Origin of the sequence: Rhizobium sp. RM, assembly GCF_013390595.1 — a bacterium.
Taxonomy (GTDB): domain Bacteria; phylum Pseudomonadota; class Alphaproteobacteria; order Rhizobiales; family Rhizobiaceae; genus Agrobacterium.
On record NZ_JACAWV010000007.1, the window covers coordinates 267,380 to 294,324 of the forward strand.

At 56.7% G+C, this 26,945-nt stretch carries 27 protein-coding genes; 3 read left to right on the forward strand and 24 right to left on the reverse strand.

Features of this window, described 5'->3' with window-relative positions; translation table 11 throughout:
* Positions 1-36: 36 nt before the first annotated feature.
* From HWX89_RS05865 to HWX89_RS05885, 5 genes are all read right to left on the reverse strand, one after another.
* Complete coding sequence (locus tag HWX89_RS05865) at positions 37-858, reverse strand: ABC transporter permease (RefSeq protein WP_178340638.1); 822 nt, start codon at positions 856-858, stop codon at positions 37-39.
* The gene (locus HWX89_RS05870) at positions 855-1,805 is read right to left on the reverse strand and encodes an ABC transporter permease (protein WP_138793447.1); all 951 of its coding nucleotides are present in this window, start codon (positions 1,803-1,805) and stop codon (positions 855-857) included. Before HWX89_RS05870 ends, HWX89_RS05865 begins: the two co-directional genes overlap by 4 nt.
* 174 nt (positions 1,806-1,979) lie before the next feature.
* Positions 1,980-3,515 (reverse strand): ABC transporter substrate-binding protein, encoded by a 1,536-nt coding sequence (locus HWX89_RS05875; RefSeq protein WP_138793448.1) that lies wholly within the window; start codon positions 3,513-3,515, stop codon positions 1,980-1,982.
* Positions 3,516-3,680: 165 nt separating this feature from the next.
* Complete coding sequence (locus tag HWX89_RS05880; RefSeq protein WP_138793449.1) at positions 3,681-4,385, reverse strand: anti-sigma factor; 705 nt, start codon at positions 4,383-4,385, stop codon at positions 3,681-3,683.
* Positions 4,382-4,933, reverse strand: coding sequence for a sigma-70 family RNA polymerase sigma factor (locus HWX89_RS05885; protein ID WP_138793450.1), 552 nt, complete (start codon positions 4,931-4,933; stop codon positions 4,382-4,384). The genes HWX89_RS05880 and HWX89_RS05885 overlap by 4 nt, the downstream gene beginning before the upstream one ends.
* A gap of 192 nt (positions 4,934-5,125) precedes the next feature.
* Here HWX89_RS05885 and HWX89_RS05890 point away from each other — a divergent pair, with 192 nt between their 5' ends.
* Positions 5,126-5,917: a DUF4394 domain-containing protein gene (locus HWX89_RS05890; RefSeq protein WP_178340639.1), complete on the forward strand. Its 792-nt coding sequence runs from the start codon at positions 5,126-5,128 to the stop codon at positions 5,915-5,917.
* Between the two features lie 95 nt (positions 5,918-6,012).
* Here the strand turns inward: HWX89_RS05890 and HWX89_RS05895 are convergent, their stop codons facing one another.
* The 9 genes from HWX89_RS05895 to HWX89_RS05935 form a co-directional block, all read right to left on the reverse strand.
* Positions 6,013-6,570 carry a fasciclin domain-containing protein gene (locus tag HWX89_RS05895; RefSeq protein WP_138793452.1) on the reverse strand — a complete coding sequence of 186 codons (558 nt, stop codon included), beginning with the start codon at positions 6,568-6,570 and terminating at the stop codon, positions 6,013-6,015.
* 137 nt (positions 6,571-6,707) lie between these two features.
* A complete protein-coding gene (locus HWX89_RS05900) occupies positions 6,708-7,610 on the reverse strand; it encodes a LysR family transcriptional regulator (RefSeq protein ID WP_138793453.1) in 903 nt (300 codons plus the stop codon).
* Positions 7,611-7,703: 93 nt separating this feature from the next.
* Positions 7,704-8,453, reverse strand: coding sequence for an ABC transporter ATP-binding protein (locus HWX89_RS05905; protein WP_138793454.1), 750 nt, complete (start codon positions 8,451-8,453; stop codon positions 7,704-7,706).
* Positions 8,450-9,286, reverse strand: a complete 837-nt coding sequence (locus HWX89_RS05910; RefSeq protein ID WP_138793455.1) for an ABC transporter ATP-binding protein — start codon at positions 9,284-9,286, stop codon at positions 8,450-8,452. Before HWX89_RS05910 ends, HWX89_RS05905 begins: the two co-directional genes overlap by 4 nt.
* The gene (locus HWX89_RS05915; protein ID WP_138793456.1) at positions 9,283-10,215 is read right to left on the reverse strand and encodes an ABC transporter permease; all 933 of its coding nucleotides are present in this window, start codon (positions 10,213-10,215) and stop codon (positions 9,283-9,285) included. The genes HWX89_RS05910 and HWX89_RS05915 overlap by 4 nt, the downstream gene beginning before the upstream one ends.
* Positions 10,212-11,282: an ABC transporter permease gene (locus HWX89_RS05920; protein ID WP_138793457.1), complete on the reverse strand. Its 1,071-nt coding sequence runs from the start codon at positions 11,280-11,282 to the stop codon at positions 10,212-10,214. Before HWX89_RS05920 ends, HWX89_RS05915 begins: the two co-directional genes overlap by 4 nt.
* Positions 11,283-11,314: 32 nt before the next feature.
* A complete protein-coding gene (locus HWX89_RS05925; protein WP_138793458.1) occupies positions 11,315-12,955 on the reverse strand; it encodes an ABC transporter substrate-binding protein in 1,641 nt (546 codons plus the stop codon).
* A 35-nt stretch (positions 12,956-12,990) separates the two neighbouring features.
* A complete protein-coding gene (locus tag HWX89_RS05930; RefSeq protein ID WP_138793459.1) occupies positions 12,991-14,046 on the reverse strand; it encodes a dipeptidase in 1,056 nt (351 codons plus the stop codon).
* A 207-nt stretch (positions 14,047-14,253) separates the two neighbouring features.
* On the reverse strand, positions 14,254-14,937 hold the full coding sequence (locus HWX89_RS05935) for a phosphoribosyltransferase (RefSeq protein ID WP_138793460.1): 684 nt from the start codon (positions 14,935-14,937) through the stop codon (positions 14,254-14,256).
* Between the two features lie 195 nt (positions 14,938-15,132).
* On the opposite strand from HWX89_RS05935, the gene HWX89_RS05940 reads away from it, so the two are divergent.
* Positions 15,133-16,305, forward strand: a complete 1,173-nt coding sequence (locus HWX89_RS05940) for a M20 aminoacylase family protein (protein ID WP_138793461.1) — start codon at positions 15,133-15,135, stop codon at positions 16,303-16,305.
* 17 nt (positions 16,306-16,322) lie between these two features.
* Here the strand turns inward: HWX89_RS05940 and HWX89_RS05945 are convergent, their stop codons facing one another.
* Positions 16,323-17,579 carry an MFS transporter gene (locus HWX89_RS05945; protein ID WP_138793462.1) on the reverse strand — a complete coding sequence of 419 codons (1,257 nt, stop codon included), beginning with the start codon at positions 17,577-17,579 and terminating at the stop codon, positions 16,323-16,325.
* 91 nt (positions 17,580-17,670) lie between these two features.
* On the opposite strand from HWX89_RS05945, the gene HWX89_RS05950 reads away from it, so the two are divergent.
* Positions 17,671-18,426 (forward strand): LysR family transcriptional regulator, encoded by a 756-nt coding sequence (locus HWX89_RS05950; protein ID WP_246705094.1) that lies wholly within the window; start codon positions 17,671-17,673, stop codon positions 18,424-18,426.
* A gap of 178 nt (positions 18,427-18,604) precedes the next feature.
* On the opposite strand, the gene HWX89_RS05955 is transcribed toward HWX89_RS05950, so the two are convergent.
* From HWX89_RS05955 to HWX89_RS05995, 9 genes are all read right to left on the reverse strand, one after another.
* On the reverse strand, positions 18,605-18,793 hold the full coding sequence (locus tag HWX89_RS05955; RefSeq protein WP_138793463.1) for a helix-turn-helix transcriptional regulator: 189 nt from the start codon (positions 18,791-18,793) through the stop codon (positions 18,605-18,607).
* Positions 18,790-19,167 carry a hypothetical protein gene (locus HWX89_RS05960; protein ID WP_138793464.1) on the reverse strand — a complete coding sequence of 126 codons (378 nt, stop codon included), beginning with the start codon at positions 19,165-19,167 and terminating at the stop codon, positions 18,790-18,792. Before HWX89_RS05960 ends, HWX89_RS05955 begins: the two co-directional genes overlap by 4 nt.
* Before the next feature lie 142 nt (positions 19,168-19,309).
* On the reverse strand, positions 19,310-21,103 hold the full coding sequence (locus HWX89_RS05965) for an adenine deaminase (protein ID WP_138793465.1): 1,794 nt from the start codon (positions 21,101-21,103) through the stop codon (positions 19,310-19,312).
* The gene (locus tag HWX89_RS05970) at positions 21,100-22,026 is read right to left on the reverse strand and encodes a nucleoside hydrolase (protein WP_138793466.1); all 927 of its coding nucleotides are present in this window, start codon (positions 22,024-22,026) and stop codon (positions 21,100-21,102) included. The genes HWX89_RS05965 and HWX89_RS05970 overlap by 4 nt, the downstream gene beginning before the upstream one ends.
* A gap of 2 nt (positions 22,027-22,028) precedes the next feature.
* Entirely contained in the window at positions 22,029-23,054 is a 1,026-nt protein-coding gene (locus HWX89_RS05975; protein WP_138793467.1) for an ABC transporter ATP-binding protein, read from the reverse strand.
* The gene (locus HWX89_RS05980; RefSeq protein ID WP_138793468.1) at positions 23,047-23,826 is read right to left on the reverse strand and encodes an ABC transporter permease; all 780 of its coding nucleotides are present in this window, start codon (positions 23,824-23,826) and stop codon (positions 23,047-23,049) included. Before HWX89_RS05980 ends, HWX89_RS05975 begins: the two co-directional genes overlap by 8 nt.
* Positions 23,823-24,650, reverse strand: coding sequence for an ABC transporter permease (locus HWX89_RS05985; protein WP_138793469.1), 828 nt, complete (start codon positions 24,648-24,650; stop codon positions 23,823-23,825). The genes HWX89_RS05980 and HWX89_RS05985 overlap by 4 nt, the downstream gene beginning before the upstream one ends.
* 173 nt (positions 24,651-24,823) lie before the next feature.
* A complete protein-coding gene (locus tag HWX89_RS05990; RefSeq protein ID WP_138793470.1) occupies positions 24,824-25,846 on the reverse strand; it encodes an ABC transporter substrate-binding protein in 1,023 nt (340 codons plus the stop codon).
* Positions 25,843-26,898 carry a LacI family DNA-binding transcriptional regulator gene (locus HWX89_RS05995; protein ID WP_138793471.1) on the reverse strand — a complete coding sequence of 352 codons (1,056 nt, stop codon included), beginning with the start codon at positions 26,896-26,898 and terminating at the stop codon, positions 25,843-25,845. The genes HWX89_RS05990 and HWX89_RS05995 overlap by 4 nt, the downstream gene beginning before the upstream one ends.
* Positions 26,899-26,945: the final 47 nt, after the last annotated feature.

Sequence of the window (26,945 nt, forward strand, 5' to 3'; positions counted from 1 at the left end):
GGGATATGGAGTGAAATGCGCGTGGCTGCGCCGCCCTCAACTTGTATCGCGCGGGTCAAGAAGGTCGCGAAGACCGTCACCGAGAAGATTGAAGCCGAAAACGGCAAGGGCAATCGCAAGACCCGGCATGACGGCAAGCCACGGAGCGACACCGAGATAGGTCTGTGCATCAGCGAGCATGCGTCCCCATGTCGCCGCCGGTGGCGGCATGCCGAGCCCGAGGAAGGACAGCCCTGCCTCGGTAAGAATGGCAAGACCGAGCTGTATCGTCACCTGAACAATGATCTGGTTGGAGATGTTGGGCACGATATGGAAAAGCGATATCTTTGCCCTGTTTTGGCCGATGCTGGTTGCTGCAGTGACATATTCACGCGCCCATATCTGCAAGGCTGCACCGAGCGTGAGGCGGGCAAAGACGGGCACCATGAAAGTCGCGATTGCAATGATGGCGGTGAAACGGCCGGTCCCGATAAAAGCGCCGAGCATCATCGCAGACAGGATCGGCGGCAGCGCGAAGATGATATCGCAGATCCGCATGACCACTGTTTCTGTGACGCCACGAACGGCCGCGACTGTTACGCCCAACAATGTACCGATAAATGCTCCAATGGCGACAGCGGCAACAGCAGTCGACAGTGAATTCCATGCGCCAACCATGAGCATGGAAAGAACGTCACGACCAAAATGGTCTGTACCGAGACCACCGTAGGAAACAGGAGACTTGAGTTTCTGGACGATCTGCATCTTGGTCGGCGAAACCGGTGTCCAGACAAGGGAGAGAAGCGCAATTGCCACCAGGAGCGCGGTAACGGTCACACCAAGAACGAAGGCGGGGCGCCTGCTGATCATTTTCATCATAGTGCACCTGCCCGCAGCCGCGGATCGATGAACAGATAGGCGATATCAACAACGAAGTTCATGACGATGACAAGGCCGGAGAAGAACAGCACAACCGCCTGCATGACGACGATGTCGCGCTGGGTAAGTGCCTGATAGGCAAGCCGCCCCAGTCCTGGCAGATTGAAGACATTTTCCACCAGGACTGCACCGGCAATCAGAAACGTGAATTGCAGGCCAATCATGGTAACGACCGGGATCATCGCGTTTGGTACCGCGTGGCGCCAAAGTGCCACTCGCTCACTCAGTCCCTTGGCACGCGCCGTACGCACAAAGTCCTCATTCATCACTTCCAGAACCGCAGAACGGCAAACGCGTGTCAGGACGCCGGCCTGCGAAAGCGCCAGGGCGACAGCAGGCAACACCAGCGCCGTGAATGCCACGCCGAAACCTGCCTGCCAGCCCGGAAATCCGCCTGAAGGCATCCAGCCCAGCATTGTCGAAAACACAAGGATCAGGAGCAGGCCGACCCAAAATCCCGGAACTGCAATTCCGACATGCGAGAAAAGACCGGCACCGAAATCGACGACACCGTTGCGGTTGCGTGCCGCAGCCACACCAAGCGGGATAGCGATGAGAATGGACAGGCAGACAGCCATCAAGGCAAGCGGCAATGTTACGGCAAGCCGTTCAAGGATCAGGCCGGCAACCGGGACGCCATATGTATAGGACTGGCCAAGATCACCACGGAAGACGGCAACGAGCCAATGAAGGTACCGCAAGGCAAGTGGTTGATCGAGACCCATCTGTTTCTGAAGCGCTGCCAGCGTATCTGGGCTGGCGGAGGTGCCAAGCATAATGGCAGCCGGATCACCCGGAAGTAACCCCATGACGACGTAGATGATGAGCGACACCGCAAACAGCGTAATGATGAGGCTGGCAAGGCGCCGCAGAATGACGGCAATCATCGGCTGTGTGTCCTCTCAAGCATTTCCATTTACTACGGGCTGTCCGCCCGCCGATATCAATTTTTCCGGCCTTGAGCCGAAACCCGGTCAGCCCGGTTTATTGGGCTGACAAGGCTCTGTTGGCGAAACGTGTTCACCGGCGGGACGACAGATCCAGCCCGCGTCTGTAGATGCTCACTCTTCCCAATGAACGTCGGTCAAGACGTTGGACGGGATCGGCTCGTTCTCCCACAACCCTTTGATCTTCTTGTCCCATACGCCAAGCTTGGGCATGACGAACAGATAAAGAGCGGGCACATCTTCAGCGAGAATTTTCTGCGCTTCACCGTAGAGCCTTTCCTGCTCGCTTGCGTCAGAAGTCAGCTCGACATTCTTGACAAGCTCGTTGAAGGCCGGGTTCTTGTAGTTGAAATAGTAGGGATCACGCGAATAGATATCGATGTCCATCGGCTCGGCATGCGCAACGATCGTCATGTCGTAGTCGGCGCCCTTCAGAACATCCGCCACCCATTTCGCCGGAAACTCGGTGGTTTCGATGTTCATCGTAACACCAATCTCGGCAAGCATGGCCTGCAAGATCTGAGAGGTGCGCTGAGCATAGGCCATCTGCGGAGCTTTGATCGTGAAACTAAAACCGTCCGGATAACCAGCTTCGGCCAACAGAGCCCTGGCCTTGTCCACGTCGTAAGGGTGAACACCCGTGGTATCGATATAACCGCGATCGTTGGGTGTGTAATGGCTGCCGATGGCTGTGCCAAAGCCTGACCAGGCACCTTCAATGACCGTGCTACGATCGACCGCCATCATCAGAGCCTGACGGACACGTTTGTCGTCAAAGGGTTTGCGGGTGCTATTCATGCCTGCAACCACCTTCAGTTCGGTATTGCCGACGAAGGTGCCGAGGCGCGCATCGCCATCGAAGGACGACATCAGTTCGGGCGCACCGAACTCCGGAAAAGCGTCGATGTCACCCGACTTCAAGGCTGCGGCCTGTGCCTGCGGGTCGGTTACGAAACGGAAGGTGGCCTTTTCAAGCTTCACCGAGACTGCCTTATCCCAATAGGCGGGATTTTTTTCCAACTCGATCTTGTCACCTTTGGCCCAGCTTGCGAATTTGAACGGGCCGGTGCCGACAGGCGTTGTCTTGTTGTTGTCAGCGCTCTTCGGCGCAACCATGACGGAGGCTGGCCAGCCGAGCCAATAAATGAGGCTGCCTGCAGGCTGTTTGAGTTTCAACACAAGCGTTGCCGCGTCGGGCGTCTCAATGCTGTCGATCGACGCAAAGAACCGCTTTTGCGGATTGACGGAAGCATCGCCACGAGCACGATCAAGCGAGAATTTGGCGACGGATGAATCGAATGCTTCCCCGTCGTGGAAGGTCACGCCCTGACGCAACTTGAACGTATATGTCTTGCCATCGGGAGAAATCTCCCAGCTCTCAGCGAGTTGTGGCTTAACCTTGCCCTTGTTGTCGATCGTGACGAGGCCCTCGAACACGTTCTGCCAGGTGACCTGACCGATGGCGACAGGCGCTGCAATACTGGGGTCGAGACCTGCAGGTTCGACGGCCATGCCCAGAACGAGGGTGTTCTTCGGCGCAGCCTCCGCATTATCAGTTGAAAAAGGTAAGGCGAGTGCCGTTCCGAGCGCCAGCATCAGCGCGGCACGCCGCGTCACATTCATCGAATGCGAGAAATAGTCGCGTAGCATCAATGTCCCCTGTCTAGCGGCCGAGGCATTTTTGCCCTTTCCAAACCGCCCGTTGCAAAAACAGTGTCATGTTGCATGCGCACACACAATCGTCAATTTTGTGTGCGGTGCGTTGCCGAAATCGCTACACGATAAATCATGGAAAACAAACCCCGCGCCGCGAGGTCAACGCGGCATTTTTGCAAAGCCTTTCGCAAGGATGGGGCCTGTCGGACGGCCAGTTGGTGACCCTCCCGCATTTTCGAGGGTCAGCTCGTAGAGTTGCCCGTTTTGTGGCCTCGGCAAAGCAGGCCCGGTAAGGCTGACGGAGCGTGCATTCTCGATCAGGCCAAGTGACACCGGGCCCATGTCACGCGACGGCAGCGTCCAGACCTGGATCATCTTGTCATCGGGAACCGTGAAATCCGCCAGAAGCCTGACGCTGGCATTCTCGTTTCCAAAATCCTCAACAACAGCCTGCACCTCACCTGCCTCATTCACGAGAACCGCAATGACCAGCGGCTCGACCGTTCGCATCAGGCTGAGCGCCAGCCCTACGGAAAGAAACACGCAAGCGGCCATAGCGGAAATGGCAGCGGCGCGCCAACGGCTCTTGCTGTTTTGATTGGCGGGAGGTGTTACGGCTGACTTGGAGGATGTGACCTGAGGCGGCAGTGAACCCGCGATCTTCGTCCACAGTCCGTCGCCAATGGCAACGGGCTCCGCCGTTGTGTCAAGCGGAAGAAACCGGTCGCGACTTGCCGCCACTGCCGCCATTAGTTCGGCATCCGTTTCCATAGCTGCCTCGATTTCGATCGCCTCGGCGCGATCCAGCAAACCAAGCACGTATTCATCAGCCAGAACAGGCATGTCCATTCGGTCGATCTTCATGCCATGCACTCCCGAAGCATCAAAAGGCCACGCCTGATCCAGGATTTTGCCGTGCCGAGGGGGATTTTCAGCCGACCTGCAATTTCGCCATGGGTATAACCACCGATGTAGGCCATCAGGATGCCGCGCCGTTTTATGTCTTCAAGAGAGGATAGACACTCACGTAACCTCGACTGCCGATCAAGCCTTTGCCATGCCGCCATGACCTCATGCTCCTGCTCGGCATCCTGCAGTGCCTCGATGTCTTCTTCTGTAAATTCACGCTTGCCGTCACGCAGGACATTGAGCGCCCGATTGCGAACAATGGCGTAGATCCAGCCTCGCGCCGAGCCGCGCTCCGGTGTGAACTGATGCGCGTGCGTCCATATCCGGATAAACGCCTCTTGAACGATCTCCTCGGCCAGATCACGGCGGCGCACGATACGCTCGGCGACCGCAACCAGGCGTCCCGCCTCCCGATCATAGATCAGCTTCAAGCCCGCGCGCTCTCCCCTAGCACAGGCCAAGAGCGCGACTTCAAGTTCCTCCGGCGCCGATCCTACCAGCATGTATCGCACAATCTCCCCTGCCTCCACGACCTAAACCATTTGTAACCTATACGTTTCGAGATGCCATTCGGATGCACGAGAAAAAATTTTAAACGCTGCATCCAAGTCCCCCCTCTCCTGTGTCTTAAGACTGGAAGCACCAAAATGGCGCACGCCGGACAGCTTCTCATGAACCAACCAAGGGAGATAGATATGAACACCTTTCGTTTCGCGTTGATCGCCTCCACTGCCGCACTTACACTTTCCGCAGCTGCTGCGTCAGCAGCCCCTGTTCTTGGCCTGACCGGAGACAAGACACTTGTCATGTTCGACACGGAAAAGCCTGCCGTCAGCAAGACGATGGATGTAACTGGTGTTGATAAGCTGGTTGGTATCGATTTCCGGCCAGGAAACAAGACTGTCGTCGGCGTCACCCCCGACCACAGGATCGTCACCATCGACCTTAGCAGCGGTGCTGCGACGGAAGTTGCCAAAATGGACAAGATGCTGACGGTGGCAGAGGCACCTGTCGTCGTCGATTTCAATCCGATGGCAGACCGCCTGCGCTTGATGACCGGCACAACAAACCACCGGGTTCACCCCGACACAGGTGCCGTGACGGTCGATGGTTCGCTTGCCTACGAAGACGGCGACATGCATAAGGGCGAGACACCCGTAATCGTCGCCGCGGCCTACACAAACTCCATCGGCAAGCCGGAAAAGACCGCGATGTACAACATCGATGCCAAGATCGGTGCACTGATCCAGCAGACGAAACCGAATGACGGTACGCTGAAAGCAATTGGCAAACTTGGGATCAAGGATATGCCCGCGACCTACGCCTTCGACGTCCAAGGACTGGACGGCGGCAAGAACACCGCCTACCTGATCGCGAACAAAACGCTTTACACCGTCAATCTCGAAAGTGGCGCAGCAACTGAGGTGGGTGCGGTGAGCGGACTTGAAACGGATATCCGCGACATCACGATCTTGCCGGCAATGTGATTCACCCCACAAATGGCGGGCAAAGTCCGCCTTCCATCATCCGTTGCCATGAAGAAGCCGCTCAGCAGAGCGGCTTCCCGGCAAAATAATTTCGGTTACATCTTCGGCAAAAGAACCTTGTCGATGACATGGATCACGCCATTTGATTGTTTGACGTCAGCGATCGTCACATTGGCAACATTGCCATTCTCGTCCGTCAACGTGATCTTGCCCATGCTGCTTTTCGCCTTCAGTACACAGCCACCGACCGTCTTGACGTCATGTGTCCCATTGTCATCCATGATCATTTTCTCGATGGCAGCAGACATGGCATCGGCAGCGACAACGTGGCAGGTCAAGACCTTGGTGAGTTGCGCCTTGTTTTCCGGTTTGAGAAGTGTGTCGACCGTGCCTTTTGGCAGTGCTGCGAACGCCTCATTGGTCGGAGCGAACACAGTGAACGGCCCTTTCCCGGCCAAGGTGTCGACAAGGCCGGCAGCTTTCACCGCAGCGACCAGAGTTGTGTGATCTTTCGATTGGCTAGCGTTTTCGACAATGTTTTTGTCTTCAAACATCGCCGCGCCTCCAACCTTGGAATTTGCGGCGAACGTACTTGTACCAGCCATCACGATGACGGCTGCACAGACGGCGAGACGGATTGCGAGACTTGACATGATAAATTCTCCTCCTGCCTGAAGCCCAGGCGCGGACTGCGCCTTACAAGGCCCGGCGCCCGATCAAAAGGGGCGGAGCAACAGACGAGGGAACGAGAGAATTAGTTTCACGGATATTCGCTTTTGATCGGAACCGGCTAAGCGGCTGTCGCGTCGCGCATGAAGCGTTCTATAAAATCTGCAAGTTTTGAGGCCGCAAAAGACAGTTGCCGGTCGGGCGCCACACAGAGTTCGATATGGGTATGAATGCCCTTCTTGCCAGCGAGCGGAACCGCAATCATCTGACCGCTGCGGATCTCACGGGCGACCGACAAAGCCGGCAGAAGCGTGGCAGCGGCGTTGCCAAGGACAAGTTCCTTCAGCATCTCCAATGAACTGGTGATGAAGACTGGATCAAGTTCTACGCCGGCATCAAAAAACAGTGCTTCGAATGCCTGGCGGGCAGCGAAGCTCTTGTCCGGCAGTGCAAGCGGAAGTTCAGCAAGTTCCTTCAGAGAAATCTCCAGCTTATCCGCCAGCGGATGTCCCACCGGCAAGATCACATCGTAACTGATACGGGTACGTGAGCGAACTTTCACGCCTGAAACTTTGGGTGCGAATAGCCCGACAACAAGATCGGCTTCTGCCGAGCCGAGAGCATCCATTGCCTGACGCGCGCTGGTGATGTGGACCTCAAAGCGAAGCTTCGGGTACTTTAGCGAGAATTGCGCCAGAACTGGCGCCAACAGGTTGGCCACCGTCGCGCCGTTTGCATAGATCGTGACGCGTCCTCGCTGAAGTCCCTTGAGATCATCAATGAGCTGATGAACGTGATCGAGTTCGCGGAGGGTCTTGCCTGCCCGTGCGGCCAGCAATTCACCCGCTGCGGTCAACTTCACGCCGCGACTGGAGCGCTCCACGAGAGGGGAGCCAAAATAATACTCAAGATTTTCGATTTGCCGGCTGACGGCTGTCGGCGCCACGTTAAGATTTTCGGCTGCCGCACGCATGGAGTTGGTGCGAACAAGCTCATCGAAATACATCAACGCGCGCAATTGCATGGTTTGATACCTTGCCTCGATCCGACTGGCCCCACCGCTTCAGCGCTCAGCCGGAACGGCAGGGAATTTCATTGGTGAGACCGTAGCGTCCCGTCAATCGCGCTTGAAGCCCTCGCTGGCGACCAGCAGTTGGCGGGTATAGTCTGCGGTGAAATCGCGGCTTTCAAGAGCTTCTGCTGCCAGCATTTCCACGACTTGACCGCTTTTCATGACGGCAAGACGGTCGCACATATGGCTGATAACACCGAGGTCGTGGCTCACCATGACGAAGGTGAGGTTACGGTCTTTCCGGGCCTGTTCCAAAAGATTGAGGATTTCCGCCTGAATGGATGCGTCCAGCGCCGATGTCGGTTCGTCCAGCAAGAGCACCTTTGGTTCGACAATCAACGCACGCGCGATGGCAATACGCTGGCGCTGTCCTCCTGAAAGCTGGTGTGAATAGCGAAAGCGGAAACCAGACCCCAAGCCCACCTCATCCAACGCCCGCGAAATCCGCTGTTCACGGTTTTCGAGACCATGGATAAGTAGCGGCTCGAGCAACAGGGCATCAACCGTCTGGCGGGGATGCAGCGACCCGTAAGGGTCCTGGAACACCATCTGCACATCGCGGTAGAAACTCTTGTCACGGCGTTTGCCGGAGTAAGAGCGCCCCTCGACCATCAAGGTACCGCTTTCGAAGTGGTTGAGACCGGCGACTGCTCGCAAAAGCGTTGATTTCCCAGAACCGGATTCACCAACGATACCGAAGGATTCACCTTGCGCAACATCAAGGCTGACGTGATCGAGCGCCAGATAGCCGTCGAAATCGACGACCATGTCACGAACAGAAAGAACAGTTGTCATGCGCGCCACTCCGGCTTGCGATCCAGAACGGGCAGCGGATGACGATGACCACCTATCTGTGGCAGGCAGTTCAACAAACCCTGCGTATACGGATGCTTCGCGTCCTTCAGATTGGCAGACGACAATTCCTCAACGACCTTCCCCGCATACATGACCAGCACGCGGTCGCAGAACGAGGAAACCAGTCGCAAGTCGTGGCTGACAAAAACAAGCCCCATACCGCGATCGCGAACCAGCTTGTCGAGAATGTCGAGCACTTCAAGCTGGACCGTGACATCGAGCGCCGACGTCGGCTCGTCGGCTATCAGCAATTCGGGCCCGCATACCAGCATCATGGCAATCATAACACGTTGCCCCATGCCGCCGGAGACTTCGTGCGGATAAAGATCAAACACGCGTTCGGGATCGCGAATCTGCACGGCTTCCAGCATATCGAGTGTGCGCTTACGGGCATCCGAAGCACCGATCCTCTCATGGGTACGAAGCGTCTCGACAATCTGCCGACCGATTGTCATCACCGGGTTCAGCGAGTATTTCGGATCTTGAAGGATCATCGCGATGCGCTTGCCGCGCATGATGCGCCGGTCCTTAGCCGAGACACGCAACAGATCAATATCACCAAAGCGCAAGGCGTCGGCTTCGATGCGCGCGCTTTTCGGTGTCAGACCCATAATCGCACGGCCGGTCTGCGATTTCCCAGATCCAGATTCCCCAACAATACCAAGGCGTTCTCGCCCGAGTGTGAAGGAAACACCGCGAACCGCTTCCACAAGCCCGGTTCGAGTGGGGAAGCTGACACGCAGATTATCGACGGTCAGAAGCGGTGTACTCATTGGCCCGCCTCCTTTGGATCGAGTGCATCGCGCAAACCGTCACCCAAAAGGTTGAAACCGAGGCTGACGATCAAGATCGCGGCCCCCGGCATGGCTGCCACCCACCATTGATCGAGAATGAAACGGCGACCCGAAGCAATCATCGCACCCCATTCAGGAAGCGGCGGCTGAGCACCTAAACCAAGGAATCCTAGTCCCGCTGCCGTCAGGATAATGCCTGCCATGTCGAGAGTGACACGCACGATCAATGAAGACAGGCAAAGCGGCATGACGTGTTTCAGGACGATGCGCAATGGCGATGCCCCCATCAGTTTCACTGCCGCGATGAAATCCGAATTACGGAACGTCATCGTTTCGGCTCGGGCAATACGGGCGTAAGGCGGCCAGGAGGTAAGCGCAATCGCCAAAACCGCGTTTTCGATGCCGGGTCCGAGGGCCGCAACCAACGCCAGCGCCAGAACCAGTTTCGGAAATGCAAGGAAGATATCGGTGATGCGCATCAGCAGCGCGTCGACCCACCCCCCGGCATAACCGGAGACGGTGCCGACGATCAGGCCGACTGGAGCGGCAATAACTGCAACAAGAAGAACGACAAAGAGCGTCAATCGCGAGCCATGAATAAGACGTGAAAGAATATCGCGTCCCTGATCATCCGTTCCAAGCCAGTAACCTTCTGTGCCGGGTGGGAGAAGCCGGGCGTTACGGAGATCACCCTGCACCGGGTTGTGGGGCGCCAGCACATCTGCAAACAAAGCAACAAACAGCAGTGCGAGGATGATGCCCAGGCCAAGAAGCGCCAGCCTGTTTTCCGAAAACCGCCGCCAGATGACGTATGCACGGCCAAGCCTTGCCTGCTTGCGAGACACCGGCCGGTCAGAAAGCAGCCATGCACGGCTGTAGGGTTTTAACGTTTCGATCGAAGTCGTCATCGGCTTCGCGTCCTCGGATCAAGTGTCCTGTAAAGCAGGTCGGAGAAAAGATTGATGCCGACGAAAATGGCGCCGATTACGATCGTGCCACCGAGTACGGCATTCATGTCCGCGTTCTGCAAGGAATTGGTGATGTAAAGACCAAGCCCCGGCCAGGCAAAAATGGTTTCGGTAAGGACCGAACCTTCAAGAAGGCCGGCGTAGGACAGCGCAATGACGGTCACCAATGGCACGGCAGCATTGCGCAGCGCGTGGAACCAGATGATGCGTGTTTCCGACAGACCTTTGGCCCGTGCCGCCACGATATACTCCTGGCTCAGTTCATTCAGCATGAAGGACCGGGTCATGCGGCTGATATAAGCAAGCGAAAAGTAACCGAGCAGACAGGCGGGCAGAATGATGTGGCGGAAGAGATCCCACAAAACGTCCCATTGCCGTTGCCAGATGGCATCGATCAGAAAGAAGCCCGTGACGGGCGTGAAGGTGAATTCGTAGACGATATCCATCCGTCCGGGATAGGCGACCCACTGCAAACGTGCGTAAAAAACCAGCAACGCGAGAAGGCCAAGCCAGAAGATCGGTACGGAATAGCCGATAAGGCCAATGACACGAACGATCTGGTCGGCGAGACTGCCGCGTTTGACGGCCGCAAGGACGCCAAGCGGGATACCGAACACCGAGCCGATAATCGTGCCGAGTGTCGCAAGCTCAATGGTCGCAGGGAAAACGCGCTTGATATCCTGCATGACCGGATTGGTGGTCAACACAGATGTACCAAAATCACCCGAGAGCGCTTGTTTGAGATAGATGAAAAACTGCTGCCAGAGCGGCAGGTTAAGGCCGAGCTGCTCCCGCACCCGTTCCACGACGTGGGCAGGCGCACGATCGCCGACAATTGCCAGCGCCGGATCGATCGGGACGACGCGGCCAATGAAAAATGTCACCGCCAGCAACCCCAAAAAAGTGGTGATGACGGTGAGGGAAAAGCCAAGGACAGCTTTCAGGCGGGCGTTGGCGCGGCTTTTGCCGCGCCGCCTCGCCTTGGTGTTCGCTTCAACGGTACTCATTCAACGATACCCAAGGGGCCGGTCAAACCGGACTATTCCTTGGAGATCGTGTAAACGAAGTTCGTGTCGAAGCTCGGTCCGAGCTTGAGACCCTTAAGCTTCGCGGAATAACCGGCCACTTCGGTCTGTTGGAAGATGATCACGAACGGACCACTTTCCAGAACCTTTTTCTGAAGGTTCTCGTAGATCGCGGCACGCTTCGCACTATCTTTTTCCAGAAGTGCAGCCTGCGTTTCCTTGGTCAGATCCGGAACATCCCAGGCGTTGCGCCAGGCAAGCGTCTTGTTCTTGCCTTCGTCGGAGTTGTCGTAATTGATCGTGAATGTTTCCGCGTTCGAGTTCGGATCGAAATAGTCCGAGCCCCACTGGCCGATATAGATATCGTGGGTACGGGCACGGTACTTCGTCAGGGTCTGCTTGCCGTCGCCAGGAATGATCTCAAGCTTGATACCGGCCTGTGCAAGCGTCTGCTGCACGCTTTCTGCGATACCCGTGACCGGCTGCGTGTTGCGCACATCCATGGTGACCGTGAAACCGTCTTTCAGACCGGCTTTGTCAAGCAGTTCCTTGGCCTTTGCAACGTCGAGCTTGTAGGGGTTCTCATTGAGAGCGCCGAGCTGGCCCTTCGGCAGGAAGGTTTGATGGACTTCGCCGATGCCCTTGATAAGCGTGGCGCCAATCGCATCGTAGTCCACGAGATATTTGAACGCTTCGATCACTTCCGGCTTCTTCAGGTTCTCATTCTTCTGGTTGAGGCTGAAGTAATAAACGGTACCCTTTGGTGCAGAGGTAACGGCAAGACCTTCCTTCTTGGAAACAGCCTCCATATCACCCGGCTCAAGGTTACGAGCGACGTCGATATCGCCGTTTTCAAGGGCGAGACGCTGACCAGAGCTTTCCTTCATGTGGCGATAAACGACACGCTTCAACTTCGGCGCCTCACCGTAGTAGTTCGGGTTGGCTTCCATGATCACGGCCTCGTTGGCTTTCCAGCCAAGGACCTTGTACGGACCGGAACCGGCATAACCGGTTTTCAGGAACTCGTTGCCGAAATCGGTGTCATATTTGTAATCGGCGCTTGGCGTTACAGGCTTTGATTTTTCGGTAATGAGCTTTTTGTCGACAACAGAGGCGACAGTTGCAGTCAGTACGTTCAGAACGAAGCTAGGCGCGTAAGGCTTGTCGACGGTAAGCACGAACGTCTGTTCATCGGATGCCTTGGCCTTTTCGGCGACGTTGTCGCCGGTGAGGCCGAACTGCGTCAGGAGGAATGCCGGCGACTTGTCGAGCTTGACGGCGCGTTCAAATGAAAATGCAACGTCTTCAGCGGTGATCGGGTTGCCCGACGCGAATTTCAGGCCCGACTTCAGCTTGAACGTGTAGGTCAGACCATCCTCGGACGTAGTCCAGCTTTCAGCCAGGTCACCGACAACCTTGGACGTATCGTTGAGATCGATGGAGACCAGCTTGCTGTAGGTGTTGCCGGTCACTTCGGCTGCCGACAGCTCAAACGCCTCACCCGGATCGAGCGAGATGATATCATCGATGGCAAAGCCTTCGACAAGGGTGTCCGCAGGCGTTGCCGCGAAGACTTGCGGAGCCGACAGCATCAGAAGTGACAGTGCCGCGCCGGTAGCGAGAACACGCATGGGTTTGTTGAGCGATTTGATCATAGGATCTCCCCTTTTGTTATTGATTTCACTCGATTTCAGGCAGGCTCGTGCCATGCCTGGGATAGAACGCGCAGCCAGTTTTCCCGGCAGATTTTTGCTAGGTCATCGTCACCGTAGCCCGCAGATTTCAACGCCGCAACCAGATTGTGATTACCACTGGCGTCCGCAATTCCGACCGGCACAGTCGCGCCGTCGAAGTCGGAACCGAGCGCTACGCAATCGATGCCCATCCGTTCCACCATGTAGTCGATGTGGCGTACCATATCGGACAACGGTGTGTTGGCATTATCGCGCGCATCGGAGCGCAACATCGTCACTGCATAGTTCAGGCCGACAAGGCCTTTGCTCTCCTTGACTGCGTCCATCTGTCGATCGGTAAGATTGCGCGCAACGGATGTGAGCGCATGTGCATTGGAATGGCTGGCGATCAGAGGCTGGTCCGTTGTCTTTGCCACATCCCAGAAGCCTTTTTCGGTGATGTGGGCAAGATCGATGAGGATACCCAGTCGATTGCAAGCCTTGACCAGAGCAAAGCCGGCGTCGGTAAGACCGGGAGCGCTATCTGGCGACATGGGGAAGGCGAAGGGAACGCCGTGGCCGAAAACATTGTGGCGGCTCCAGACTGGACCAAGCGACCGGAGACCGGCGGCATAAAAAAGTTCCAGCGCATCAAGATCCGGGCCGATCGCCTCGCAGCCTTCCATGTGAAGCACGGCCGCAAAAACGTTGTCGGCCATCGCCTTGCGAATGTCTGCCGTTTGACGGCAGAGCTTCCAGGCGCCGGCCTGATCCAGCCGGAGAGCAATCGCTGCCTTTTCAATGGCGATGTCGAGCGACGGCTGCCGTGTGAGCGGCGCGGCAAGCGGCGTGACATAATGGCCGTTTTCGTCCGGTTCCTGGAGAATAAGGTCTCCTGAGGGAATGTAGATGGCGCAAATGCCACCAGCCAGTCCACCAGCTTTTGCGCGAGGCGCATCGATGTGGCCTTCGCGTGTTCCATCCCGGAATTCTACAACCGGGTCCGCTCCGGCCTTGCTGTTGCGCCACAAACGAAGCAGCACATCATTATGACCGTCGAAAACTGCATGCATGTCAGGAGATTCCAAATATCAGTCGCAAAAAGGAGGGGGCGGCAGACGCCGGAATGACACCGAGCGGGTGGCAACCGGAGCAAACGCCACGGCCGCCTGTTTTCTGTCAGCGGCAATCTTAGGACGATATTTCGAAGCTTCGCAAGGACGAAATCAAGCAGTGGTGAAATTATCACCACTCCGTAACAACATCGATTTTGCGGATCGTCAAACCTGCCAGCCGCCGTCCACTTTTCGCAGCAGCGGCGTTGCAAAAACGCCCTGAACGCGATCGGGCCACTGCTGACCTGCAACGGCAAGCCTTTCCCGCCAGCGGTCCGATTGAAGCATCGCAGCCCCCACGACGACAGGTTCGATTTTGGAAGCGGAAAGCAGGGAAAGACCGGCGACAATCGAGGTGCCGCTGGAAATAACGTCATCGACCAGCGCGACGCGGCGATTTTCAATAAGCGGCATCATACGCGGGTCAATGTAAAGCCGCTTTTCCTGCTTGGTGGTGATGGATGACATTGGTACCGACAGCTCTTCCAGATACCAGAATTTGCGGGACGTCCCGAGCGGCACGTATCGTTTATGACCGAGATGGCGGGCGACAGCCGCCGCGAGCGTCAACCCCAGCGTCGGCAATCCCACCACCACATCGGGTCGAAACGGCTCGAGTTTTTTGGCAAGGTCCGCAGCCAGCGTCTCCAGCACCTCGAAGGAGGCTTGATTGACGATCAAAGACGCCAAAGCATGTTCTCCGTCCGCAAGCGGACGAATCGGCAACCTGATCTGTCGCCCGTCATCCAGCGTCGCAGGGAAAAACGCCGAATGCGGCCCCGTAGGCTCCAATGGGGCGGGCTTGAGGATTTCCTGCCAGAATTCGTGCGGCAAAATCTCGGATTGCATCGTTCTTCCCTTTGCTGCGGAACCGTTCGCCTGTGATCGAACAGGAGTGACACCGCGTGTCATGCATTTCGACAACCGAAGAGAGGTACGCGGGTTCATTTCAGATGCGGTATACGCTAGAAAGAGCCAGGCAACATGCGTTCGGAAGAGCCCACCTATGGCGCGGCTTTTCCTCATATTCAAGGATAACCTGCCATGAGACTGCTGGACCGGATCGGCGAAGATTTGCCATTTCTGACGGAGTTGCGTCACGACCTGCACGCTCATCCTGAACTCGGCTTCGAGGAAGAACGAACGAGTGCCATCGTCGCAGACCTGCTTGAACGGGCCGGCCTGAAAGTTCATCGCGGCCTGGGCGGCACCGGTGTGGTAGGCACCTTGCAGGTGGGGAATGGCACACGTTCGATTGGCCTTCGCGCCGATATGGATGCTCTGGCCATGCCAGAAGTTTCGGACCGCGCCTACAAGTCTCGGTTTCCAGGCAAAATGCACGCCTGTGGCCATGATGGGCACACGGCCATGTTGATCGGCGCAGCCCGTTACCTTGCCAAGACACGTGATTTTTCCGGCACTGTGCATTTCATCTTCCAACCTGCGGAAGAAGGCCGTGGCGGCGCAAAAAAAATGGTCGAAGACGGTCTTTTCGAGATTTTCCCCTGCGACGCCGTCTATGGGCTGCACAATATGCCAGGACTTGCAACTGACGAGATTGCCGTGGTCGAAGGCCCGCAGCTTGCCTCTTCCGATAGCTGGCGGGTAACATTCAAGGGCATTGGAACGCATGGAGCAAAACCGCATCTTGGCCGTGATCCGATAACGGCTGCCGGCACATTCCTCGCCTCACTGCAAAATATTGTCGGTCGCGTTGTTGATCCCTTGCAACCCGCTGTGGTCAGCGCCTGCTCAGTTCAGGCGGGCGATCCCAAGGCTCTCAACGTCATCCCGGACATCGTTGAGATTGGCGGCACCGCTCGAGCTTATGCGGCTGATGTCCGTAACCAGCTTGAAGAAGAGATCGGCAGGCTGGCCAAGGGTACGGCAGCCATGTTCGGCATTGAAGCCAAATATGAATTCATTCGCCGCATCCCACCGGTGATCAACGATGCAGACGCCACCAGGCGTGCGCTGCGAGCTGCAAAATCGGTCTTTGGCAACAAGGCGCGCACCGCGTTCCCGCCCTCGACAGCGGGTGACGATTTCGCCTTTTTTGCAGGTGAGGCACCGGGCTGCTACGTCTGGTTGGGCAACGGCCCTGCGGTCGACGGCGCTCTGCACCACAATACGTCTTATGACTTCAACGACGGATCAATTGTTTCCGGCGTCGCGTTCTGGTCAACGCTGGTTGAACAGGAATTGTCAGCTGAATGAACATTGTCCTCGGCCGATCAAATGACCGGCCGCGGCCCGCCAGCGGGACGAGGTAGGCTGGCAACAATGCCAGCCAGGGCGCAGGCTGAAGTGATGGCCATAATGCCCGGCCATCCTGCGTGTATCCAGAACCAGCCGCCGATCCAGCCCGTGATGCTCGCGCCACAATAATAAAACAACAGGTACAAGGCCGAAGCGTGGCTTTTGGCGGTGCCTGCGTTGGCACCGACACCGCTGCTGGCCGCTGAATGACCGATAAAAAATCCGACTGTGATCGCCGCAATCCCCATCACGATCAGGATAATGCTCGACGAAAAAGTCAGAAAAATACCCGCCAGGATGGATGAGAAGGCGACGATCAGCATGACCCGTCGGCTAAAGCGGTCGACCAGTGTCCCGCCGTAGGAAGACGCGACAATCCCGAGAGCAAAGGTCAGAAAAATCATGCTGACAGCGGTCCGGCCGAGTTCATAGGGTGGAGCGACCAGACGAAAGGCACAATAGTTGAAGACCGTGGTGAAGACACTGGTGAGCATTGCACCGATGAAATAAAACCGCCGGAGATCGGGATTTTTCAGATGCTCAGCCCATATACGCAGGTGCATGTTCAGTGGCATGCGCTGCGGCCGGAAGTTGCGCGAGGGAGGAAGCAGCATAAGGAAGCCGATCGCCGCGACAACACAGATGGCTCCAAGTGCGTACATCGCAATCTGCCATGAGGTAAACGCAGATACCAGCCCCATGCCGACACGCCCGGCCATGGCGCCAAACGCTGTTCCACCGACGTAGAGGCCCATTGCCTTGCCAAGACTGGCGGGCTCGATTTCTTCAGCAAGATAAGCCATTGCAACGGCAGGAACGCCTCCAAGCACGAAGCCTTCCAACGCCCTGGCTGCCAACAGCCATTCCCAGCCGTTTGTACTTGCTGCGATAATATTGCAGACCGCAGCCAACATCATGGAAACGAACATAAGACGGCGACGTGTAAAGAGCTGCGAGAAAGCCCCACTGAGAAGGATGGCGAAGGCAAGTGTTCCGGTTGTCAACGAAAGCGCAAGCGAAGCAGTTGCAGGATTGATCCCAAACTCTTCCGGGAATTCCGGCAACAACGGCTGAACGCAATAAATCAGTGAAAAGCTGGCAAAACCGGCAAGAAAAAGCGCCCAGCTAGCTCGACGGAAACGGCTGCTGCCGTGCTCGATCCAGAGAACACCCGGGGGGTTCGCCGTCTTGATAATGGGTGGTGTAAAATCCTGATTACTGAGCTGACGCATCGATTTATCCTTTTCGGATTTATCTATAGCGCGCCCAGCATCTTCACTCTAATATATGGAACAGCCTTTCATTATATCTGGATCTAATATCATGGAGCTCCGGCACATCCGCTATTTTCTTGCCATTGCCAGCGAAGGAAGCTTCACTCGGGCAGCGGAACATCTCGGCATAGCGCAACCACCTCTTAGCCAGCAGATAAAAGTGCTGGAAGAGGAAATGGGCACCCGGTTGTTCCGGCGTCTCGCACACGGCGTGGAACTGACACCGGCGGGAACAGCCTTTCGTACAGCTATTGCCAATGTACCCGATCAGGTCAGCAACGGCGTTCGCCTTGCGCGCAGGGCAGCCGCCGGCGAGAGTGGCGTCATGAGGATTGGTGTGACGGGAACGGCGGCTCTCAATCCGCTCGTCCCCGCGTGCATTCGCGCGTACAAGAACAAATATCCCGATGTCGAACTTCAAGTGATGGAAGCCAACGCCCTTGTGCTGACACCAGCCTTGCTTGAAGACAGGTTGGACGTTGCCCTATTGCGCCCGTCGCAATCTGAGCCGGACACGTTGAACGAAGAAGTCTTGACTGACGAGCCCCTCCTGATCGCCCTGCCCGCGTCACACATTCTTGCACGGCGAGGCACTGCCATCGACCTCCTCGAACTGCGCGACGATCCATTCATTCTTACGCCACGCAGCATTGGAACCAGCCTCCACGACGCCTCGCTGAAGGCGTGCGAAGATGCAGGGTTTACACCGCGGCTTGGTCCGGCAGCGCCGCATATCGCCTCGATACTGACGTTGGTCGCCGCCGAACTTGGTGTTTCGCTGGTGCCGGAATCGTCGCTCAGGTGAAAATGCAAAACATCGTCCTGCTCCCTGCCAGCGGTCCACCTCCCCGGCTGTCCATATCCCTCGCCTATCGCAGAGGAACGACTTCTCCCGTCGTGAAGAACTTCATTATAGCCGCGCGCTCTGCAGCCTGTAAAACGCGGCAACCGAGTTAGGCTCTGCTACAGAGTGCTAATCCTCATCACTCTTCGAAAATCTCTTCAATCGCACGATTGAACAATCGAGCGATTGCGAACGCAAGCGGCAGGCTGGGGTCATAGCGCTCGTTTTCAATGGCGTTTACGGTCTGGCGTGACACGTCAAGGCGAGACGCCAGCTCGCCCTGCGACCATCCTTTTTCGATACGAAGGGCTTTCAGCCTGTTTTTCATCGGAAACGACGGCCACTTATGAGACCACCGACGATCCAGAAGACCGCCATGATCGGCCAAACAAAAAACATCGAGAGTTTTGGATACCCAACAGTTTCGAGAAAACCGTAACTGAATGTCACCAATGCCGTTCCACCAAAAGCAAGGGATAGCGCTTCAAGCTGAATCCGGCGCTGGAGCTCGTCAGATATTCTCACTTGGCGCATGACGGAAAATGCCACAGCAAACCCAGGAACCATGGGGGTTAGGGCGACGATCGTTTTCCAATTCCCCTCAACCATCTCTGCGTTGAGCACCAACACGGAAGCAATCAGGATGACCATATATCCGATCATGCTGATGCTGAACTCAACGACGAAACGATGCTTATTCATACCTGCCTCCTGTAAAGCATCCTTTACAACCGCAGCCACAGGAAATGTCAAGCACGCTTTACACATCTAAGAGCATCCCGTCGGGGAAAACAGGCGGTAGCGGCCTCTCGTGCGGCTTTCGCCTGCCGAAGCTCAAACCATTTTAGTCAATGAGAGAGATCACCGGGCTTTCAAGCACGGTCCCGGTCAGAACGTCGGCGATCCCCCTATCTGTCTGGTGAGGACCGACATTGCAGGCAAGCGTTGCCCCAAAACACGCTTTGAAAACGAGGTAAGGCGGTTGCCACTCTACTATCTCACCGACAGCAGCACGCAGATGCTGGAAGGCTTCCGCCACCTCTTCAACCGAAGCTTCCGACACCAGGCCAGAAAGCGGCAAGGGGAGCAAGGCCGTGATCTTGCCGTTTGATGCAGCCGCCATGCCGCCACCAGCCTCGATCACCGCATTTGCAGCGAGCGCCATGTCATCCACATTCCCACCGAAGACTGTCAGGTTATGGCTATCATGTGCAACCGTGGTTGCAAAAGCACCGTCCCAACGGCCCCAACCGGTCAGAAAACCGGTTCTCGTGAGAGCGTCCGCTTTGCCGTGACGATGCGTCACGGAAATCATCGTCGAGCCCTCCGGCGGGAAAACAAAACCGTCCTCGACATCGGCCTCTGTTTCACCCCACTGGGTAAAGCGTGGACGATCGATGGTTGCGAGCCGCACACGGCGCCCATTCGACGCCACCCTGAAGTCATCCGGTTTTCGCAATGGAAGCTTCATGGAACCTTGGAGTACGGTCGCATCGCAGGCAGGAATTGAAGCCAGCATTGCTCCGTTTTCCGCAACAGGTTTGCCATCAGCAAGAACGTGCCGGGCAGCAAAACTGCTCAGATCCTCAAACACGGCGATATCAGCGCGACGACCGGCAGCAACGAGCCCTAGATCTGGACGTCCGAGACGTTGCGCCGCATTCAGTGTCGCTGCACGCAGTGCCCATTCCGGCTTCAATCCATAACGGACAAGGCGTCGTACCACGTCATCAAGGCCACCTCCGTTCACGAGGTCATCAGGGAATACGTCATCTGTGCAGAGCGTAACCGTTTGGGGAAGATGGCCTAGCGCGTTCAGCGCAGCCACGAATTCCGGCAGCAGATGGTCGTGCGATCCGCGCAATTCGATGGTCAGTCCCGCACGCAGCTTTTCCATCAGATCGTCGGCAGAAACCAGTTCATGATCGGAGGAGACACCCGCCGTCATGAATGCATTCAACTCGGCGCCCTTCAGACCTCTGGCGTGACCGCATAGCAACTTGCCCGATGATAGACCCGCCTGCACGATAGCACTCATGTGCGGATCGCGCTCGATGACACCACGCATGTTCATGATTTCGGCAACGCCACCGATCTGAGGCCAATCCAGCATGTCTGCAAGCACCGGAGCGTCGAAATCGGCGCCTGCGCGTTCCAGGCCGGGTGCCGACGGGACTGAAGATGGAGCAAGAAGAACCGCACGTAAGGGCAGGTTTTCAATCGATTTTGCAGCCCAGCGAACGCCCTCGACACCGTGGACGTTTCCGAACTCATGTGGATCCCAGACAATCGTCGTGACACCACGTGAGACAACGGCTGCGGCGTAAGCGGCAGGCGTGATCATCGAACTTTCGATATGCATGTGCGTATCGATCAGCCCGGGAGAAACAAAAGCACCTTTGGCATCGATAATGCGGGGCGCATCACTTCGGGTCGCCTGCGCATGCACGCTTGCAATCAATGAACCGACAATGCCGATATCGGCGGCGCGCAACTCGCCGGTCACCACGTCCACCAACGTCCCGCCGGTGATGAGGATATCGAAAGACGCTTCCCCTCTTGCGGCTGCCACGGCTCGTGTGCGCAAATCTTCGTCATTCAAATCGGCAGGTTGTGGCGCAAACGTTGCTGAGTTCATCGGGCAGCCTCTCTACGAAGGGCCTCAAGGATTGTCTCCTTGACCGCATCCGCTTCAACAGTTTCGGCAAAATGGGCGTTGAACGCCCCTGTCTTGCCAGTCCTGCTTTCCACGACCGTCCGCCCCCGTGTGAGTGCACCGGCAGTCTCCACATCGATACGCGCATGGCGCCAACCGACAAGATCAGAGCAGAACGCTACAGCAGCGACCGGGTCGTAAAGTGCCATGGCAGCCCTACCCCGACTGGTGGCGATACCGATAAACCCTTCGAGAAGATCGGCTATGAGCGCCGCATTCTTTCCGCCGGCATTACGAATCGGCAGCACATCCGCAGGTGAAGCTGTCACCTTGCGGCAGGCATCGAGATCGACCATTCGAAGCGGCAGGCCGTGCGAGAGAACGATTGCCAGGGCTTCAGGATCTGCAAAGGCGTTGAATTCCGCTGATGCCGTATGATTGCCAGACGTGACGCCGCCCCCCATCCAGGTCAGATCGGAAATTTTTGACGCAAGGTCCGGGCGCGCAACGCACAACGCCGCGATATTGGTGAGGGGTCCCAACGCGAGAACGCGCTTTTCGCCGGCTCCATCGCAAAGCCAGTCGCACAGTGCAAGAAAGCTGCTGCTTTCACCTAGCCCCTCTACCGTCTGGGGCAATGAAAGGCCAACCGTTGGAATACCGCTATCGCCCAGAATGGATTGAGCAGTTTCGAGCGTACCGAACACCGGCTGCGCACGGCCTTGATGGATCGGGAACGTCCAGCCGAAGGCAGCGACGGCTCCTGCTGCGTTGTGGCAGACCTCCGCCAGTGTCGCGTTACCAAACACGAGCGAGACACCATCGATCATGATGCCTGACGCATCGACTACCATGATGGCAGCGATATCGTCGAAGCCCATATCAGTATCGATCCATACACCCATGGTCAGTTGAACACCTTGAGGGTCGCGGCCTTATCCACCGGCAGATCGAAGGCAAGGCGATCACCAATGGCGTGCGTAGAGAGGGCCGCATCCGTTTCTGCCTTGATCGGGCCAAGCGGCGTATCAAGCAGATATTCACGCGTGTTTCCAGCAAAGGATGTGCCGCGCACGGTTCCCTCGAAAGGACCTGAGCCGAGGGTGACCATGCGCGGCCGCCAGGCCAGTCCGGATGCTGAAAGGACTGGTCCGGGAAGCGGTGTTGTACCGTTTGCGGTTTTCAGTGCGCCGTTTTCCAGCGCGAAAATATTCTCGAAGCCGACGAAATCTGCCACGAAGGAAGAGACCGGTGCGTTGTAGATCTCCTCCGGCGTGCCGATCTGCTCTATCTTGCCGCCTTTCATGACAACAATGCGGTCAGCCAGCGCCAAAGCTTCAATTTGATCATGGGTGACAAAAATCATCGTCACGCCGGTTTCCTTTTGAACGCGCTGCAACTCCGTACGCATCTCGAGACGCAACCGTGCATCGAGGTTGGAGAGCGGTTCATCAAGCAAAAGCACCTTCGGTTCCATCACCATGGAACGCGCCAGAGCCACGCGCTGCTGCTGACCGCCAGAAAGTTCGGCTGGCTTGCGTGACACGAAACTCGAAAGGCCAACAGACTTGATGCCCGACAAGACCTTGTCATCCAGTGCCTTGCCGTTGATGCCCTTGAGCTTCAGCCCGAAAGCAACATTTTCGTAGACCGTCAGATGCGGGAAGAGTGCGTAGGACTGGAAAACCAGCCCGACAGCGCGCTTGTTGGCAGCAACGCGGGTGATATCGACACCATCAAGACCGATGCGCCCATCCGCCACCGGCATAAGCCCGGCGATGGCACGCATCGTCGTGGTCTTGCCGCATCCGGAGGGACCAAGCAGCGCCAGAAGTTCACCCTTGCGGATATCGAGGTCGAGATCCTTGACGGCAATGTTGTTGCCGTATGCAAGCGACATTTTTTGGAGCGAAAGGTAATTTGCGTCAGACATAACGGGAGAACCCCAGAAAACGTTCGGCCAGGAAAACGATGCCGATGGAAAGGAAGGCGAGCAGCGAGGAGAGTGCTGCGACGGACGGATCAAAGACGATTTCCATATAGCCCAGCATATCGATGGGCAGCGTGCGAACGCCGGGACCGGAAAGGAACAGCGACACCGGCACCTGATTGAAACTCGTCACGAAACCGAGAATGAAGGCTGAGAGGATACCGCCGCGAATATTTGGCAATACGACCCGGAAAAATGCACCGAGACGAGAAGAACCGAGCAAAACCGCTGCCTCCTCGATATCAGAACGCAGGTTGTTAAGGCTGGCGGAAACCACACGCACCGCATAGGGCAGGATCAGCGCAGTGTGCGCAAGGAACAGAGCCAGCGTGATGCCGATGCCAAATGGCACGACGAAATAACGCAGGAGCGCCAGACCAACGATGATACCCGGTACGATGATTGGCGCGGAGACGATGGTGCGTACCGTTTCGGAAAGTGGAAGCTTGTAACGCGACATCGCGTAGGACGCGGGAATCCCGAGAAGAAGCGCCGTGAATGTTCCTCCGATAGCAAGGAACATCGACATAGCGAAACTTTCACGGAAGCTCTCGACCGTGAAAACCTTTGCGATCCACTTCAGAGAAAAACCCTGCGGTGGAAAGGCAAGAGTATCGCCCGCCGAAAACGATGCCGCCACGATAATGAGAAATGGCCCGATCAAAAAGCCGACCACCAGGAGAAGTGTGAGGGGAATGAAGAGCTGCCGGGTCATTTCTTGTTCCTTGCGGTAGCAATGCGCTTCAGAAGGATGTTGGCGGCAAAGCTCATGACGATCAGGATGAAGGCAATGACGCTGGCGGCAACAAAATTGTTCGAGACCGTGACCTGCTGATAAAGCAACGTCTCCAGCATCAGGACCTTGGAGCCACCCAGAATTGCGGGGGTGATGTAAGCCGTCAGCGAGCCGGTGAACACCAGCGTACCGCCGACAACAAGCCCTTCCCGCGTCAGCGGCAAGATGACTTTCCAGAAAACCTGAAACCAGTTTGCGCCGAGCACGCGTGCCGCCGCGATCGTATCCTTCGGCATGTTCTCAAGCGCACTGATCAGCGAAATAATCATCAGCGGCAGGAAAAGCTGGAGAAGGCCGATAAAAACCGCCGTTTCAGAAAAAAGAATGCGTATCGGTCCATCGCTCAAACCCACAGCCTGAAGCGCCTGATTGACGATACCGGTGCGGCCCAGGATAACGATCCAGGCATAGGTACGCGCCACTGGCGAAATCATCAGAGGCAACACGACGAGGTTGACGACATGTCCCTTTGAGCCGGCCGAAAGGTTGACGATGGCAAAAGCTGCCGCATAACCGATGACCGCCGATACCACAGTGACAATTGCCCCGAGTTTCAGCGTGCGCAGGAAAACGGTCTGATTGAGCGGCTCGGAAAAGAAATCGGCATAGGCGGACAGCGTCCACCCGTCAGCGGTACGGAACCCTTCCGACAACAGCATGAACACCGGCACAAGAAAGACCGCCGCCGCGAAAACAGCAGCGGGCAATGCAAGCGCCAGCGCTTCGGCCCGATTCTGAAACATTCACTTATTCCCTGAACGGCCGCAGTGTCGCCGACCGATGTCGTTGAAGCTGAATTGTCAGCTTCCGTTTTGAAACGGTGGAAAAGCGGCCAGGGGACGACCAAACCGCTTTTCCCGGAACGGGGGCCGTCGCGAACGCGAAGACCTGCCCGTTCCGTAACACGAGAACCTACTTACTGACCGACCTTGGCGTTCCACTCCGACAGCCACTTGTCGCGGTTGTCGAGCGTTACATCCGACGGAATGAGCTGCAGGCTCTTTGCCGTCTCGTCACCATAGGTAATGTTGTTCGCTATCTCGTCAGAAACCTTGACTTCCTTGTTGGTCGGGCTGTCGACCAGCTTTTCGGCCAAAGCCTTCTGAACATCGGTGGAAAGCCAGAAATCCATGAATTGCAGTGCGAGGTCTTCGTTCTTTGTACCCTTAGGCACGACGAGCACGTTCATCCCGCCTGTCTGGCCTTCCTTGGGCGTCGCCCAGGCAAGCGGCAGATCAAGCTTGGTAAACGGCGCCCAGGAGAAGCGACCGATCGGCGCTGCCCAGATCTCCTCCTGCTGCATAAGCTGCACAAGCTGCGAAGACTTGACGTAGAACGTAACGATATCGTCCTTCTTTTCGCCAACGGCTTCGATTGCACCGGCGAGATCGGGCGTATCCTTGCCAATCGCCTTGCCAAGCATATAGAGCGCCGGCGGTCCCTGGTTGGTGGTAACATTCGGGAACGCAACGTGATCGACGACGCCTTCCTTCAATAGATCACCCCAGGATTCGATCTTCATCTTGTCCGTGCGGTAGACGATCGAGGTCGCATAGAAGTTCACACCGACGCTCATGCCATCACCGTTCGGGTCCTTGGCGATGTCGTAGAGGTTTGCGATGCTCGGCACCTTCGTGGCGTCGATCTTCTGGATCAGGTCCTTGCGTGCAGCAGAAAGTGCATCTGCCATGGAGACGATAGCAAGATCGACAACCGGGTTCGCCTTGTTGGCCTCCATTTTGGCGAGACGCTCGACGCTGTTACCAGTTTCGACCACGAGCTTGCAGCCGCACTTAGCTTCAAACGGCGTATAAACCAGCTCCTTGAATTCGTCCTGCGCGAAGGCGTAGACCGAGATCGTCAGGGTCTTTTCCTGCGCCTGTGCAGCGCCCATCGTCAGCATCAGGGCAGTGCCCGATGCAAGAATGATCTTCTTCATGGTGTGAGTTCTCCTGCTGTCGTTTTTTTGGCTTCAGTGACGTTATGCGATGTTTTGCCGGTCGAGCCGCGTACCATCAGCTCCATCGGCACTTTGGAAATATCGGCAGCGACCGAAACAGTATCCCCCTCTTCACCGTCGATGACGCGCAGCAATGCATCTATGGCGAGATCAGCAATACGGACCATGTTCATGCGCATCGTGGTGAGTGGCGGTGTCACCACCGCGGAAAAGATAAGATCGTCAAAACCGGTAACACTTGCCTGCTCCGGCACCTCGACGCCTTCGCGCTGCAATTCGGTCAGGGCACGCAGTGCATGCAGATCGGAAACGGCGGCAAAGGCTGTAAAACCATCCTGCACCTTGGCGGCAAGCCCGAGACGACACCCCGCGCCATCCTTTGCTTCGATCCTGTCAATCCAGAGCGTCTCGATGTCGCCGGCTCTTCCGAAGCCATCGCGAATGCCGCCAAGCCTGTCGTTCTGAACGTTGGAATCCCGGTTCTTACCGATCAGTACGATCTTGCGGTGCCCGAGGCCGGCAAGATATCGTCCGAGCTGTTGGCCGCCATCCCAGTGATCAGCCGCAACCGTATTGCCAGGTGTCGACGGACTGTCGATCACTGCGACCGGACAGTCGACACCAGCAATGCGAGTTCCTCGGCGCGGAACGATGACCATGCCATCCACACCGCGCTCGATCAGCCGGTTGATCGCATCTGTCTGCATGGAAATTTCGCCCCGCGAGTCGGCGATCAGCACGCCGTAGCCGGCGGCGACGGCGGCCTTTTCAATCGCTTGTGCAATCTGCGGGAAGAGTGGATTGGCGATATCTGGCAAGACGAGACCCAGGACACCGCTGCGACCGGTCCTGAGAGCCCTGCCCGCAAGGCTCGGAATGTAACCGAGATCACTGGCCGTCTTACGGATTTTGTCGACCAATTCAGCCGACACACGCCCCTTGCCGGACAACGCATTGGACACGGTTGCTACCGACACGCCGAGTGTCGCAGCAATTGCGCTCAGGTTAGTGGCAGGCCGTGGAGAAGCCATGACGATCCGGAATTTCGATGATTAAACGTTTAATCACGATAGTCCAC

Bases quoted from the DNA above. Each gene is read 5' to 3' on its own strand.
- HWX89_RS05980 (WP_138793468.1), bottom strand. From the start codon at position 23,826: ATGACCCGGCAGCTCTTCATTCCCCTCACACTTCTCCTGGTGGTCGGC.
- HWX89_RS05900 (WP_138793453.1), bottom strand. From the start codon at position 7,610: ATGCAATTGCGCGCGTTGATGTATTTCGATGAGCTTGTTCGCACCAAC.
- HWX89_RS05875 (WP_138793448.1), bottom strand. From the start codon at position 3,515: ATGCTACGCGACTATTTCTCGCATTCGATGAATGTGACGCGGCGTGCC.
- HWX89_RS05965 (WP_138793465.1), bottom strand. From the start codon at position 21,103: ATGAACTCAGCAACGTTTGCGCCACAACCTGCCGATTTGAATGACGAA.
- HWX89_RS05915 (WP_138793456.1), bottom strand. From the start codon at position 10,215: ATGACGACTTCGATCGAAACGTTAAAACCCTACAGCCGTGCATGGCTG.
- HWX89_RS05910 (WP_138793455.1), bottom strand. From the start codon at position 9,286: ATGAGTACACCGCTTCTGACCGTCGATAATCTGCGTGTCAGCTTCCCC.
- HWX89_RS05975 (WP_138793467.1), bottom strand. From the start codon at position 23,054: ATGTCTGACGCAAATTACCTTTCGCTCCAAAAAATGTCGCTTGCATAC.
- HWX89_RS05970 (WP_138793466.1), bottom strand. From the start codon at position 22,026: ATGGGTGTATGGATCGATACTGATATGGGCTTCGACGATATCGCTGCC.
- HWX89_RS05885 (WP_138793450.1), bottom strand. From the start codon at position 4,933: ATGCTGGTAGGATCGGCGCCGGAGGAACTTGAAGTCGCGCTCTTGGCC.
- HWX89_RS05935 (WP_138793460.1), bottom strand. From the start codon at position 14,937: ATGCAATCCGAGATTTTGCCGCACGAATTCTGGCAGGAAATCCTCAAG.
- HWX89_RS05865 (WP_178340638.1), bottom strand. From the start codon at position 858: ATGATGAAAATGATCAGCAGGCGCCCCGCCTTCGTTCTTGGTGTGACC.
- HWX89_RS05985 (WP_138793469.1), bottom strand. From the start codon at position 24,650: ATGTTTCAGAATCGGGCCGAAGCGCTGGCGCTTGCATTGCCCGCTGCT.
- HWX89_RS05880 (WP_138793449.1), bottom strand. From the start codon at position 4,385: ATGAAGATCGACCGAATGGACATGCCTGTTCTGGCTGATGAATACGTG.
- HWX89_RS05955 (WP_138793463.1), bottom strand. From the start codon at position 18,793: ATGAAAAACAGGCTGAAAGCCCTTCGTATCGAAAAAGGATGGTCGCAG.
- HWX89_RS05995 (WP_138793471.1), bottom strand. From the start codon at position 26,898: ATGGCTTCTCCACGGCCTGCCACTAACCTGAGCGCAATTGCTGCGACA.
- HWX89_RS05920 (WP_138793457.1), bottom strand. From the start codon at position 11,282: ATGAGTACCGTTGAAGCGAACACCAAGGCGAGGCGGCGCGGCAAAAGC.
- HWX89_RS05990 (WP_138793470.1), bottom strand. From the start codon at position 25,846: ATGAAGAAGATCATTCTTGCATCGGGCACTGCCCTGATGCTGACGATG.
- HWX89_RS05940 (WP_138793461.1), top strand. From the start codon at position 15,133: ATGAGACTGCTGGACCGGATCGGCGAAGATTTGCCATTTCTGACGGAG.
- HWX89_RS05945 (WP_138793462.1), bottom strand. From the start codon at position 17,579: ATGCGTCAGCTCAGTAATCAGGATTTTACACCACCCATTATCAAGACG.
- HWX89_RS05930 (WP_138793459.1), bottom strand. From the start codon at position 14,046: ATGCATGCAGTTTTCGACGGTCATAATGATGTGCTGCTTCGTTTGTGG.
- HWX89_RS05905 (WP_138793454.1), bottom strand. From the start codon at position 8,453: ATGACAACTGTTCTTTCTGTTCGTGACATGGTCGTCGATTTCGACGGC.
- HWX89_RS05925 (WP_138793458.1), bottom strand. From the start codon at position 12,955: ATGATCAAATCGCTCAACAAACCCATGCGTGTTCTCGCTACCGGCGCG.
- HWX89_RS05895 (WP_138793452.1), bottom strand. From the start codon at position 6,570: ATGTCAAGTCTCGCAATCCGTCTCGCCGTCTGTGCAGCCGTCATCGTG.
- HWX89_RS05890 (WP_178340639.1), top strand. From the start codon at position 5,126: ATGAACACCTTTCGTTTCGCGTTGATCGCCTCCACTGCCGCACTTACA.
- HWX89_RS05950 (WP_246705094.1), top strand. From the start codon at position 17,671: ATGGAGCTCCGGCACATCCGCTATTTTCTTGCCATTGCCAGCGAAGGA.
- HWX89_RS05870 (WP_138793447.1), bottom strand. From the start codon at position 1,805: ATGATTGCCGTCATTCTGCGGCGCCTTGCCAGCCTCATCATTACGCTG.
- HWX89_RS05960 (WP_138793464.1), bottom strand. From the start codon at position 19,167: ATGAATAAGCATCGTTTCGTCGTTGAGTTCAGCATCAGCATGATCGGA.